Source organism: Anaerococcus lactolyticus S7-1-13, assembly GCF_000758765.1.
In the GTDB taxonomy this organism is placed as follows: domain Bacteria; phylum Bacillota; class Clostridia; order Tissierellales; family Peptoniphilaceae; genus Anaerococcus; species Anaerococcus lactolyticus.
Genome location: NZ_JRMW01000040.1, coordinates 22552 through 35796 on the forward strand (window position 1 = coordinate 22552; position 13245 = coordinate 35796).

Genomic DNA, 13245 nt, shown 5'->3' on the forward strand with positions numbered 1-13245 from the left:
TAACGGGGGAAACAATGAGTGAAGATAAGTTTGATGTTATAATTGTTGGAGGTGGTGTTGCAGGTCTTGCAGCATCCATAGTTTTAGCAGAAAATGATTTAGAAGTTTTATTGGTTGAAAGAGGAGATTATTGTGGAGCTAAGAATGTTACAGGTGGTAGGTTGTATGGTCATAGCCTAGAGAAAATCATACCAAACTTTGCTGACGAAGCTCCAATTGAAAGAAAAGTTGTTAAAGAAAAAATATCTATGATGAGCGGAAAATCCTCACTTGACATAGGTTACTCATCAAAAGAATTGGGTGAGAATAAGGATTCTTCATCATATGTGGTATTACATAGCAAGTTTGACCAATATTTGGCAGAAAAGGCTGAAGAGGCTGGAGTAGCCATTATTACAGGTGTACTTGTAGAAAAACTCCTATTAGAAGATGGCAAGGTAGTTGGTATTGACGCTACAGGCGAAGAAATGTACGCAGATGCAGTTATTATCGCCGATGGTGTAAACTCCCTACTTTCTCAACAAATAGGTATCAAAAAAGAACTAGAACCAAACCAAGTAGCTGTTGGCGCCAAGGAAGTAATTGAATTATCAGAAGAGATTATAAACGAGAGATTCAACCTTGAAAGTGGCGAGGGAATGAGCTGGCTATCTTGTGGCGACCCAACCATGGGTGGTTTTGGTGGTGGCTTTATTTATACAAATAAGGACTCTGTATCAATAGGTGTTGTAGCAACCCTTTCAGATATAGGATACTCAAACACAAAATTGACTGACTTGCTAGAAAGATTTAAGGAACATGACAGCGTAGCACCATTTATCAAGGGTGGCAAGACCATAGAATATTCTGCCCACCTAGTACCAGAAGAAGGTATCCATATGGTTCCACAAATTTATGGAGACGGCTTCCTAGTAGTAGGAGACGCTGCAGGATTTTGTATAAACCTAGGCTACACTGTAAGGGGTATGGATTTTGCAATCGAAAGTGGTAGGCTAGCTGCCCTTGCCATCCTAAGAGCCAAAGAAAAAGAAGACTTCAGCAAGGAAAGCCTAGCAGTTTATCAAGATTTAGTTAATGATAGCTTCATCATGAAAGATCTTATGACCTTCAAAGCCTTCCCAACAATCTTAAGCAGAAGGGAAATCTTCAGTGACCTACCAGAAATTATAAATGACGTAGCTGGCAGGGCCTTTACCGTAAATGGTGGAGACAGCAAGGGCTTCATAATGGGAACAGTAAATGATCTTGCAACAAGGATTAGCGCAACACAACTATCAGACTTTATTTCTACAGTAATGGAGGCACTATAATGAAAAGAATGAGTGTAGAAGACAAGTTAGGTCTTAATATATATCATACTGACGAGTTTAATTCACATATTGATGTTGACTTGGAGTTTAAAGATGAAGATGAAATCAATAAATTAATCTTAGCCTGCCCAGCAGCTTGCTATACCTATGTAGATGGGGTATTTGGCTTTTCACACCTTGGTTGCTTGGAATGTGGTACTTGCAGGGTCTTATCCCATGGCAAAATCGTCAAAGATTGGAAGCACCCACAAGGCGAAGTAGGCGTAACCTTTAGACAGGGTTAAGAAAAAATCCTAGCCTAAGGTATTAACAAAAATGGACTTAATTAAGTCTTTACTTATCCTATAAAAATAACAATAAAAAACAACCCCTATTGGAATGGACTTTCTGCTGGACTTCCGGCAAAGAACCATTGGGGTTGTTTTTTATTTAATTAAATCCTACATAAAGGTAGCGCCATCGCAGTAGAGGATTTCTCCTGAAACATAGCTTGCAAGGTCGCTTGCTAGGAATAAAACTGCCTTGGCAACATCTTCTGGTTCGCCAATCCTCTTTAGAGGAATCATTTGTTTGACAGGTTCGATTTGCTCTTTAGGCAAAACTTTGACCATATCAGTGTTGGTTACGCCAGGACCTACTGCATTAACTCTGATGCCTGATGGGCCGAGTTCTCTGGCTAGAGATACTGTAAGACCATTTATAGCAAACTTGCTAGTTGGGTAGGCAACACCTGTTGGTTGACCATTTTTAGACACCATAGATGAAAAGTTAATAATAGATCCAGACTTTCTTTCAAGAAAATGTGGGAGAAAATTGTGAATCATATTGTAGGTGCCGTTGACATTTATATCCATAACTTTTGCAAAATGTGCAAGGTCAGCATCTATACTTGGGATATTATCAGAAATACCAGCACAATTTACAAGGATATCAACCTTGCCAAAGTCTTTTATAACTTCTCCTACAAATTCTTTCACACTAACTTCGTCAGTTAGTCTTGGCCAGTAACCCTTAAATAGGGAAGAGTCATATTTTTCTTTAAGTTTATCAATAGCCTTGTTGGCTGATTCTTCTCTAGAGCCTAGGATGGCTACTTTAGCGCCATTATCTAGAAATTTTTCTGCAACAGCAAAACCAATTCCCCTAGATGAACCAGTCACAACAGCGACTTTACCTTCTAATAATTTCATAAAACCTCCTTAAGTTTTTTCTCTTTTCTTATATACCCATATTTAAAAAAATTATCATAAAGGTTAATTGAGTTTGACATTTGTGCATAATTCGAGTATTATCAATAGGTAATCTCTACTCCGTAGTATAAACGGGGTCAATAGTCCACAGGGAGGTGAAAAATATGAATAATTACGAAGCAGTATTGATTTTCAAGACTGAATTAGCTGATGCTGACAGAAATGCTCTTCTAGATAGATTTAAAGGTCATATCGAAGAAAACGGCGAAGTTGTATCAGTTGATGACTGGGGAAAGAGAAGACTTGCTTATGAGATCGCTGATCTTAAAGAAGGTTATTACTATATCGTAGACTTCAAGTCAGACCCAGATCATATCAAAGAATTTGAAAGAAGATTAAGACTTTCAGATTTCGTTCTTAGATACATGGTTATAAGAAAAGAGGACTAATATGAATAAAGTAATACTAATAGGACGCCTAGTTAGGGATCCTGAGTTAAGATATACCCAAGGAAACCAAGCGGTATGTACATTCACATTAGCGATAGACAAAAGACTAAGTCGAGAAAAAAGAGAAGAAGCGGAAGCAGCTAATCGTCCAACAGCAGATTTTCCAAGGATAACTGTTTGGGGTAAGCAGGCAGAAAATGCCTCTAGATACCTCTTTAAAGGAAGTCAATGCGCAGTAGAAGGTAGGATTCAAACAGGAAGCTACCAAGATAGAGAAACAGGCAAAACAGTTTATACAACAGATGTTGTCGCAGACAATGTTGAGTTTTTAGGAGCTAGGTCAGAAAGACAAGCTCATAGCTCAAATCCTGGTGATAACCAAGACGTATATCAAAATTCCTATTCTCAAACAAACCAATATCAAAATAACCAACCAAGTGCACCAAGCACCAATGATGATTTTTTTGATGATGATTTTACTGAAATCCAAGACGATGGCAGAATTCCATTCTAGAAAAATATAAAAGAAAGGAATTACAATGGCAAGAAGATTTAAACCAAGAAAAAAGGTTGATCCATTTGTTAAAGACCCATCAAAGGTAATAGACTATAAAGACATTGAAACTCTTAAAAGATTTGTTACTGACAGAGGTAAGATTCTTCCAAGAAGAGTTACAGGTCTTAATGCAAAACATCAAAGAGAAATAACTAGAGCAATCAAAAGAGCTAGACAAGTAGCCCTATTGCCTTACGAAGAAAACTAAGAAAAAGATTAACAAAAAATTTCAATAAGCAATCTAGGGAGCATAGCTCCCTTTTTATTTGCTTTAAAACATGAATAATTTATATATAAAAGTATAGTTATAACTATAATTAAATAATAAAGGAGGACTTATGTTAATTGTTATTATTTCTCTTATAGTAGCCATATTAGCCCTAGTGTTAATGGCCTACACTATCAAAGAGAGAATCCTTCCTGTATCTCAAGGTTCAAAAAGAATGCACGAGATATCAGGATACATCAAAAACGGAGCAATGACCTTTATCGCAAGCGAATATAAATTTATCGTTGCCTTCGTAGTAATCGTATCAATCCTAATTTCGATATTCCTAGACTTTAGAATCATGATTTGTTATATCCTAGGTTCAGCATTCTCAATGCTAACTGGTTTTATCGGAATGAGAACAGCTACAGAAGCAAACTCTAGGTGTGCAAATGAAGCTATGGAAGGTGGGACAAATTCTGCCCTAAAACTTGCCTTTGCAGGTGGTTCAGTAATGGGATATGCAGTAACAGGACTTGGTTTTTCAGGACTATTAATCTGCTACTTAATCTTTAGAGACCCAGCCATAGTAATGGGATACTCACTCGGTGCTTCATCAGTTGCCCTATTTGCCAGAGTTGGTGGTGGTATCTACACAAAAGCTGCCGACCTTGGAGCTGACCTTGTAGGTAAAGTAGAAGCAGGCATCCCAGAAGATGACCCAAGAAACCCAGCAGTAATCGCAGACAACGTAGGAGATAACGTAGGAGACGTAGCAGGAATGGGAGCAGACTTATTTGAATCCTATGCCGGAGCAATCATCTCAGCTATTACCCTAGGCCTTGTATCATATGGAGATGCTGGACTAAACTTCACCCTACTTTTAGTAACAGTAGGTATCCTTGCATCACTTGTAGCAAGCTTCCTATTCACATCTAAAAACCACAGGGACCCACAAAAGGCCCTCATGATGACAATCTATGTCTCAGGTGCAATCGTCCTTATTGCAGCAGTAATCTTATCATTCGCCTACTTTGGCAACATAAGAGCAGCCCTTGCAATTATCACAGGAATCATAGTTGGTATAGCAATCGGCCTACTAACAGAAGTCTATACATCAGATAAATTCAGATTTGTACAAAATATAGCAGAAGAATCAAAAACAGGTGTTGCAACAAACATCATCGCAGGACTATCAACAGGAATGCTATCAGCAGTATTCCCAATCATCCTAATCTCCCTAGGCATCATAGCAGCTTACTGGGCAGACGGAGTATTTGGTATAGCTCTATCAGCAGTAGGAATGCTTTCAACAACAGCTACAACAGTATCAGTAGATGCTTACGGTCCAATTACAGACAACGCAGGTGGAATCGCAGAAATGGCAGCCCTACCAAGTGAAGTAAGAGACATCACAGATGAACTAGACTCAATCGGAAACACAACAGCAGCTATAGGTAAAGGCTTCGCAATCGGCTCAGCAGCCCTAACAGCCCTATCCCTATTCGTAACCTACTCAGAAACATTAAACCTAGAATCAATTTCAATTCTAGATAGCCATGTAGTAGCAGGGATGTTCGTAGGAGGTATGCTACCATTCCTATTCACAGCCCTAACAATGAACTCAGTAGGCAAAGCAGCTACACAAATGATTGAAGAAGTAAGAAGACAATTCAGAAACGACCCAGGTCTACTAGAAGGAACAAGCGATCCAGATTATCAAAGATGTATTGAAATCTCAACATCAGCTTCCCTAAAAGAAATGATCCTACCAGGCGTACTAGCAATTATAGTACCAATCTTTGTTGGCCTAGTATTTGGCCCACAATCCCTAGGTGGACTTCTTGCAGGAGCCCTAGTAACAGGCGTACTAATGGCAATCTTCATGTCAAACGCAGGTGGAGCTTGGGATAACGCAAAGAAATACATTGAAACCCTAGACGGTGAAAATGGAAAAGGCTCAGATGCCCACAAGGCAGCAGTAGTAGGAGACACAGTAGGAGACCCATTCAAAGACACATCAGGTCCATCACTAAACATCCTAATCAAACTAATGACAGTAGTATCAGTAATCTGCGCTGGCCTATTTATCTAATAAAATCGACCTCATCCTTGATGGGGTCTTTTTTTGCCCCTAAAGATGGTATAATAAATGAAATAAATGCAAAAATTTAATTTATTAAAAAAATATTACATATTAAATGAAGAAAAATTATAGAAAACAAAGTGCAAGTTAAATCTTGCATTTTTTTGTGCATAAATCGGGATATTTTTATGAAAAATCATATGTATAAGTAGACTTTAATGCTAAAGGAGAATTTATGACAGCGACATATTACACAATATTGCCGGCAGAAGTCAGGCTAGATAAGAGACTTCTGCCCTTTGAGAGAATTTTGTTTTCTGATATCCTAAGTCTTGCTAACAAGAAGGGCTATTGTTTTGCCACAAACGCCTACTTTGCAAAAACCTATGGAGTATCAACTGTATCCATATCAACTTGGATTTCAAGCCTAGTCAAATATGGCTACCTAAGACGAGTTTATGATTACAAAGACAATACGAAAATGATTGAAAGACGCAAGCTCTATATAAAACCAGACTTTATGACCTATAAAACTAGCCTTAGTGACCCACACCAAGCAGACTTTAAGCAGGGTATTCAAGGAGACTTTAAAGATAATAATATAAATATAAACAATATAAAGGATAATACAGACTATACTAGAAAAATTGATGGGGGAAAATCGTATAGGGGTCCAAGGGTGTCAGATCAGCTCCAAGCTATGTTGGATAGGATCTAGAAAGGAAAAATATGGTAGATGTAATTTATAAAAAAGGTAAAAAAAATATTATCATCGACGGCAGGGAATATGGAGCAATTTCCCTTTACTTCCATATAAAAAGGAACATATTAATTTTAAAAAGATTAAAGGAAAGAGGAGAGTGGGATGAAGAGAGGCAAATGGAACATAAAGCTTATATTGAAAGGTATCTAAAAGCCTTTAAAGATAATTTCGATGATGAAGCAATCTGGTGATGAATCATTTCCTATTCAAAAAGAGAACAGGAAATCGTGCAAGTTTCTAAAGACACATGGCTTACTTTCACTTCTATATTCAGAAAAAGGCCTTTGATGAACTGGATGTAGAAGAATATGAAATAGTTGCGACTCTTGATTCAAGGACTTCTGAAATTTGCCAAGATATGGATGGCAAGCACTTCCCTATGGAAGACTACCAGGCTGGAATCACCGCTCCACCCTTTCATGTCTATTGTAGGTCAACAACGGTCCCTTACTTTGATGATGAATTTACCCTATGTGAAGAAAGAACTGCTAGGGATAAGGATGGTAAAACTTTCTATGTGCCTGGTGAAATCACTTATGAAGAATGGTTTGCTGCACTCGATAAACCCTATTATGAAATTAGTAAATCTGTAATATATAGATTGAAAAGCAAGAATAAAAAACTTTCAGAATTGAATGAGGTTATAGTAAATAGTGAAATTTTAAAGGTTGATGGAAAAAAGGTTATACTAGACCATAATAAACACGAGTTAGATTATGCTAAGTGGATAGTTAATGAACTTGGTGGAGATTTAGGATTGCATCCTAGAGTTGTCTTACCCAAAAATATTAACACTCCTGATTATATATGGAATGAAGAAAAATGGGATTTGAAAACAATCAACAATCATGGGAATAGTACTTTATCTAATGCTATTAAAAAAGCGAAAAAACAAACTAATAATGTTATTTTAGATATACAAATTGATTCTTATACTGATGAGATATTAAATAATGAACTTTTGAGGATTTTCAATAATAAAAGATTAGGTTTTATTGATAAAATAATGATTACTAGAAAAGGTGAATTTATAGGTATATTTAAAAAGAAAAAGTAGGGGTTCCCCACCAAACTTATTAGATTACTCTAAAAAGTCTTTTAATGAGCGAGGAAACCCTACTTGTTAATATCATTATACTTTATATATTGATAAATACAATAATGTTAACAATTTAATAGGTAATTAAGGCGGTTTTATACCGTCTTTTTTTATAGTCTTTTTTGTATTGGAGACGTTAAAGAACAAGACATATATGTTGGAGCTAACCAAGGTAAAAATGTTTATGAAGGAGACAGAATGAAAAAGGTAGATTTTGTAAAATTAGGTGTGGATGAGGATTGGCTTCTAAGCTTGAAGAAAAGTCCATGGAGGAATTAAAGTCTTATGTGCCTTATGAGAGATTTAAGGAAGTAAACGATGAAAAAAACAAATTTAAGACTGCTCTAAAGGATAGGGATGATGAGATACAGGATATATGATATTGTTAAGCTTTAATTTTTACAACAAAAATGCTACATTAGCATATTTTTTTGTTTGAAAATTATTTTTAAACAAAAAAGACAGAATATTTATTATTCTGACTTTTGTATTTTGCTTAGTTTTAATTTTTATACTGAATAAACATTTACTGGTGCGGGATAGAAGATTTGAACTTCCACGACCTAAAATCGGTCACAAGATCCTTAGTCTTGCGCGTCTGCCAATTCCGCCAATCCCGCATGAGATTACTAATAAATAATACTATATTTTCTATAATATGTCAATATATTTTTGGATTTTATGTAAAATTTTTCTTACATATAGTAAAAAAATTAGGTTTTGGGCTGGGATATGATATAATAATTTTGAGGTATTTATGATTAAAAAATGTTTTGCAAAGATTAACCTGAGCCTTGATATTATCTCAAAAAGACCAGATGGTTACCATAATATTGACACTTTGATGGCTAGGATTAGTCTTTATGATAAATTAGAAATAGAAAAAACTACTGACGGAAAATTTTCTTATGAGTCTAATGTTGACCTTGGAGATGTCAAAGATAACTTGATTTTTAAGGCATACGACCTTATGAAAAGTCTTGCAGGTGATAAGGCATCAGGAATTAGGGTAAGACTTACAAAAAATATTCCTGTTGCTGCAGGTCTGGCAGGAGGTTCAACTAATTGCGCGGAGACTATGAAGGCTCTTAACGAAATGTGGGGCCTATCTCTTACAACCAAGCAGCTGATGGATCTTGGGGCGAAATTGGGTGCAGATATCCCATTTTTCTTCCTTGATAGGGCTGCCCGTGCGACTGGGATTGGGGAAATTCTCGAGCCTTTTAGGATTAAGACTCCGCTTAAAGTTTTGTTGGTAAATGATGGGACAAATATTTCTTCAGCCCACGTTTACAAAAATACTAAGCTTTTTGGCCACATTAAGACTGGGAAAATTGCTGAGGGACTTAAGGCTGGCGACTGGTCAGTTGTAAGTGATTTTGAAAATGTGATGGAAGATGTGGTTCTAAAAGATTTCCCACAATTGGTTCCTGTAAAGGAAAATTTGATTAAAAATGGCGCTATTAAGGCCTTGGTTTCTGGGTCTGGTGCTAGTATTTTTGGGGTTTTTAGGGATGAGGATAGCCTTAACAGGGCATTTGAAAACCTAAAGGATTCCTATAAGTTTGCGAGAAAGGTGGACCTTATCGATGACTAATATTGGAATTTTCGATTCGGGTCTGGGTGGGATTGCTGTTTTAAATGAGCTTGCCAAGAAAAATAAGGCAAATTATTTTTATCTTGGAGACAATCTCAGAGTTCCTTATGGAAATAGGTCTAAGGCCGAAATTACAAGCTTTGCAACTGACATTGTAAATTTCTTGGAAGGCTACGACATTGATTATTACATAATTGCTTGCAACACAATTTCTGTGACTTGCAAGGATTATTTGAGGGAGAAATTTAAAAAGAAATTTATTACTATTGCTGATATGGCGATAGAGGCAGCTATGGAATATGATGGCGATTATCTAGCCCTTGGCACCAAGGCAACTATGGAGAGTCACTTTTACAAATCTACACTGGAGTCTAAAAAGCCTTGCACAGTTTATGAGTCAAAGGCGATTGACTTGGTGAATTTGATTGAGGGTGGTGTTTTGGAAGGTACGACACTTAATGGCGCATTAGATGAATATTTATCCATCGCTAATGAAAAGAAACTTGCCAATATTATCCTAGCCTGTACCCACTATCCTATTATAAAGGGAGAGATCAGTAAAAGGCTTGATTACAAGGCTAATATTATTGATCCAGCAGTTTTTCTAGCTGATAATATCAAGACGGATGATGGGGCAAATGGGGTAAATATATTTATGACCAAAGAAAGTCAAGAAACTTCTGCTTTAATCAAAAAGATAATGGAAGTTGACTACAAGTTGACCTTTATAGGAGGTTTATAAGATGATTTACGCAATTATGGATATCGGTTCAAACACAGTTAGACTGTCTGTTTACAAGGAAAAAAATGGGGAGGCTGTGAATTTATTTTCTGAAAAAGACCAGGTTTCTCTAAAATCTTATGTGAAGGGTGGCAGGCTTTCAGAAAAGGGGATTAAGAGGCTTCATTCAACTTTGGCAAAGTTTAAGGCAGTTGTCGATAACTTTGATGATATTGACGAAGTTCACCCCTTTGCGACTGCGACTGTCAGGGATGTGGCTAATAGGTCGGAGATATTATCGCTAATTAAAGAGGACCTTGGTCTTGAAATAGAAATTTTATCCGGTGAGGAAGAGGCCCAGCTTGCCTTTGTTGGTGCGGCTGTTTCTACTGATGTGAAAGAGGGAGTTCTTTGCGATATCGGTGGTGGTTCGACTGAGGTTGTCCTTATCGATCAGGGCAAGGTTATCAAGTCAACTTCCCTCTCAATTGGCTCTCTATCAGCTTTTAACGATTATGTTGATGGACTTTTTGTGGATAAATTAAGCAGGAAGGAAATCGAAAAACGTGTAGTCCAACTTTTCGATGATGCCTATATGTATAGGGAAGAATTCAAGGTTTTATCAGCTGTTGGAGGTTCTGCCCGTGCAGCCCTCATGGTTTATAGGGAATACTATGACCTTGGGGATGACGTAAGGACAATGAACTCAGCAGATTTTAACAAAATGGTTAAGGACATTATTAAAAAGAGCGATAAGAAAAAAATGCACCTAATCCTTGATATCAAGCCAGATAGAATCCACACTCTTTTGCCTGGTATGGTAATTATGGATAAGATATGCAAATTTTTCTCAGTTGAAACAATAAATGTTAGTCAAACTGGAGTTAGGGAAGGATATGTCTATAGCAAGCTTTTAGGAAGGAAATAGGCATGAAAAATTATACGCAAAATAGAGAATTATCTTGGCTAGAATTTAACAAGAGAGTTATTGAAGAGGCTATGGATAATACAGTTCCAGTCCTTGAAAGGCTCAAGTTTTTATCTATTTATGATACCAACTTAGAGGAGTTTTTTATGGTGAGGATTGGGTCTTTAACTGACTTATCCAAGCTTAAAAAGCAACCAATTGACAAGAAGTCTGGCATGAGCGCTAGTGAACAAATCGACGCTTGTTTAACTAAGCTTGGTCCAATGTATGAAAAAAAGGATCAAATATATTTTGACCTTGTAAATGACTTGGCAGATGTTGGTATAAATATACAAAAATTCTCAGACCTAGATAAGAAATCAAAAGACTTTTGCCAGGCATACTTTGACACAAAAATCGAACCGATTTTATCTTTTCAAATAATCGACAGGGTTCACCCCTTGCCAAGACTTGCAAATCTAAGCATGTCTGTGGTCTTTGACTTGGTTAAGAAAAAATCAAAATCGTCAAAACAAAAGGAAATAATTGGCATAATTTACCTACCAGAAAGGCTAAATAGGTGGGTTATGGTAGCCGATAGGACCTACGTCCTCCTTGAAGATATAATCAAGGAATTTGGGGCAGAACTTTTTGAGGGATACAAAGTGCAAAACTTCTTCGTTATGAGCCTTACAAGAAATGCTGATATTTCTTATGATGATGATGATTATGATGTTGAGGAAGATTTTAGGACCTATATGAAGGGCAAGCTAAAAAAAAGGAAGAGGCTAAAGCCAGTTAGACTTGAGGTCGATAGTCCTCTTGACATTGAAGATAAGGAATTTTTATGCAAGAATTTTGAATTAAACGACAAGTCAATTTTTACTACAAAAACTCCTTTGCAGCTGGGTTTTATTTTTGACTTTATTTCTAAGCTACCAAGCAAGGTGAAAAGCGACCTTTCCTATGAAAATTTCAGCCCACAACCTTCTGCCATGGTTGATGCAAACAGGTCAATGATTGACCAAGTCCTAGAGAAGGATATAATTTTATCCTACCCTTATGAATCCATGGACCCATTAATTAGGCTTCTTGATGAGGCAGCCACAGACCCAAATGTGGCATCTATAAAGATTACCCTTTATAGGATAGCCAAGGATTCAGAAATAGCAAAAAGCTTGATTAAGGCTAGTGAAAATGGCAAAGAAGTTGTAGTTTTGATGGAGCTTAGGGCGAGATTTGACGAAGATAATAATATTTTGTGGTCGTCAAGGCTTGAAGATGCAGGCTGCAATATTATTTATGGCTTTGATCATTATAAATGCCATTCTAAGGTTTGTTTGATTACCAGGTTTATTGATGATGAAGTTTCATATATTACCCAAATCGCAACAGGTAACTACAACGAAAAAACAGCCAAACTCTACACAGACTTTTCCTTCATGACTGGCGACATGGTCATTGGTCAAGATGCCAAAGATTTGTTTGACAACATCATGATAGGCAACCTTGATGGCGAATATGAAAAGCTGATGGTTTCGCCAAAGTCAATGCCTGAAGGTCTTGAAAAATTGATCAAAAAAGAAATTAAGAAGGCTAAAAGAGGGGAAGATGCTTATATTAGATTGAAGATGAATTCCATCTCTGATAGGGGCTTAATCGACCTTTTAGTTGCCGCTTCTAAGGCAGGCGTTGAAATAAAAATGATGGTAAGGGGAATTACTTGTATATTGCCAGGTGTTGAAGGAGAGACAGAAAATATTGAAATTTACCAAATTGTCGGCAGGTTCCTCGAACACCATAGGGTCTACCAATTTGGTAGAGATAACCCAAAAGTTTATATTTCTTCGGCAGATTTCATGACAAGAAACATTAGAAATAGGGTGGAAGTGGCTGTGCCAATAGAAGATTCTGAGGTAAAAAAATATATACTAAACTTTATGGATATAATGTTTGCAGACGATGTTAAAATCAGAAAACTCTATCCTAATGGAGAATATCTCCCTGTCGAAAATAAGAAGAATTTTAATGCTCAAGAAGTATTAATGAAAAATGCTATCGAAAAATATGAGAGAGCAAAGCTAACCATAGAGGAAAATGAAATAAAAAATAATTATAAAACAATTAGGGTCCAGTCGAATAAAAAAGACCCTAGAAAAGCAAGTTTTATAGACTTTTTCAAAAATCTTTTTAAGATTTAGTCAAAATAAATCTAAAATTCATGAAAATCCGACAAAAAAGTCGTATTTTTTGATTTTTTCTTCAAAAAATACGCATTTAGCCCTATTATTTTTATTAAATTCGTGCTATAATAATGATAACGAAATGTAATATCGAACTATAGTAGGAAATTGAAATA

At 36.5% G+C, this 13245-nt stretch carries 15 protein-coding genes and 1 tRNA gene; 14 read left to right on the plus strand and 2 right to left on the minus strand.

Annotated features, from left to right (window positions below):
• Positions 1-14 precede the first annotated feature (14 nt).
• Together HMPREF1630_RS07425 and HMPREF1630_RS07430 are read left to right on the plus strand one after the other, a co-directional pair.
• Positions 15-1310 (plus strand): FAD-dependent oxidoreductase, encoded by a 1296-nt coding sequence (locus HMPREF1630_RS07425; protein ID WP_037328477.1) that lies wholly within the window; start codon positions 15-17, stop codon positions 1308-1310.
• Positions 1310-1594, plus strand: coding sequence for a ferredoxin family protein (locus tag HMPREF1630_RS07430; RefSeq protein WP_004828333.1), 285 nt, complete (start codon positions 1310-1312; stop codon positions 1592-1594). Before HMPREF1630_RS07425 ends, HMPREF1630_RS07430 begins: the two co-directional genes overlap by 1 nt.
• Positions 1595-1750: 156 nt before the next feature.
• Here the strand turns inward: HMPREF1630_RS07430 and HMPREF1630_RS07435 are convergent, their stop codons facing one another.
• On the minus strand, positions 1751-2500 hold the full coding sequence (locus tag HMPREF1630_RS07435) for an SDR family NAD(P)-dependent oxidoreductase (RefSeq protein ID WP_037328479.1): 750 nt from the start codon (positions 2498-2500) through the stop codon (positions 1751-1753).
• A gap of 164 nt (positions 2501-2664) precedes the next feature.
• Between HMPREF1630_RS07435 and rpsF the strand changes: the two genes are divergently transcribed.
• The 8 genes from rpsF to HMPREF1630_RS09445 all read left to right on the plus strand — a co-directional run bounded on the left by rpsF (position 2665) and on the right by HMPREF1630_RS09445 (position 8041).
• Entirely contained in the window at positions 2665-2949 is a 285-nt protein-coding gene (rpsF, locus tag HMPREF1630_RS07440; RefSeq protein ID WP_004828337.1) for a 30S ribosomal protein S6, read from the plus strand.
• A 1-nt stretch (position 2950) separates the two neighbouring features.
• Positions 2951-3463 carry a single-stranded DNA-binding protein gene (locus HMPREF1630_RS07445; RefSeq protein ID WP_037328481.1) on the plus strand — a complete coding sequence of 171 codons (513 nt, stop codon included), beginning with the start codon at positions 2951-2953 and terminating at the stop codon, positions 3461-3463.
• Positions 3464-3488: 25 nt separating this feature from the next.
• Positions 3489-3713 carry a 30S ribosomal protein S18 gene (rpsR, locus tag HMPREF1630_RS07450; protein WP_004828342.1) on the plus strand — a complete coding sequence of 75 codons (225 nt, stop codon included), beginning with the start codon at positions 3489-3491 and terminating at the stop codon, positions 3711-3713.
• A gap of 130 nt (positions 3714-3843) precedes the next feature.
• Positions 3844-5808 (plus strand): sodium-translocating pyrophosphatase, encoded by a 1965-nt coding sequence (locus HMPREF1630_RS07455; protein ID WP_037328483.1) that lies wholly within the window; start codon positions 3844-3846, stop codon positions 5806-5808.
• 226 nt (positions 5809-6034) lie between these two features.
• Complete coding sequence (locus tag HMPREF1630_RS07460; protein WP_052039407.1) at positions 6035-6517, plus strand: helix-turn-helix domain-containing protein; 483 nt, start codon at positions 6035-6037, stop codon at positions 6515-6517.
• 11 nt (positions 6518-6528) lie between these two features.
• Entirely contained in the window at positions 6529-6753 is a 225-nt protein-coding gene (locus HMPREF1630_RS07465) for a hypothetical protein (protein WP_004828346.1), read from the plus strand.
• A 56-nt stretch (positions 6754-6809) separates the two neighbouring features.
• Positions 6810-7619: a minor capsid protein gene (locus HMPREF1630_RS07470; RefSeq protein ID WP_037328487.1), complete on the plus strand. Its 810-nt coding sequence runs from the start codon at positions 6810-6812 to the stop codon at positions 7617-7619.
• A gap of 281 nt (positions 7620-7900) precedes the next feature.
• Complete coding sequence (locus HMPREF1630_RS09445) at positions 7901-8041, plus strand: hypothetical protein (RefSeq protein ID WP_156095819.1); 141 nt, start codon at positions 7901-7903, stop codon at positions 8039-8041.
• A 150-nt stretch (positions 8042-8191) separates the two neighbouring features.
• On the opposite strand, the gene HMPREF1630_RS07475 is transcribed toward HMPREF1630_RS09445, so the two are convergent.
• Positions 8192-8281: transfer RNA gene (locus HMPREF1630_RS07475), tRNA-Leu, on the minus strand.
• A gap of 137 nt (positions 8282-8418) precedes the next feature.
• On the opposite strand from HMPREF1630_RS07475, the gene ispE reads away from it, so the two are divergent.
• Genes ispE through HMPREF1630_RS07495 form a run of 4 tightly spaced genes read left to right on the plus strand, consistent with a single transcriptional unit; the run spans position 8419 to position 13087 of the window.
• Positions 8419-9258 (plus strand): 4-(cytidine 5'-diphospho)-2-C-methyl-D-erythritol kinase, encoded by an 840-nt coding sequence (ispE, locus tag HMPREF1630_RS07480; protein WP_037328489.1) that lies wholly within the window; start codon positions 8419-8421, stop codon positions 9256-9258.
• The gene (gene murI / locus HMPREF1630_RS07485; RefSeq protein ID WP_037328491.1) at positions 9251-10000 is read left to right on the plus strand and encodes a glutamate racemase; all 750 of its coding nucleotides are present in this window, start codon (positions 9251-9253) and stop codon (positions 9998-10000) included. The genes ispE and murI overlap by 8 nt, the downstream gene beginning before the upstream one ends.
• Position 10001: 1 nt before the next feature.
• Entirely contained in the window at positions 10002-10907 is a 906-nt protein-coding gene (locus tag HMPREF1630_RS07490; protein WP_037328494.1) for a Ppx/GppA phosphatase family protein, read from the plus strand.
• Between the two features lie 2 nt (positions 10908-10909).
• Positions 10910-13087: an RNA degradosome polyphosphate kinase gene (locus HMPREF1630_RS07495; RefSeq protein WP_037328496.1), complete on the plus strand. Its 2178-nt coding sequence runs from the start codon at positions 10910-10912 to the stop codon at positions 13085-13087.
• The last annotated feature ends 158 nt before the right edge of the window (positions 13088-13245 follow it).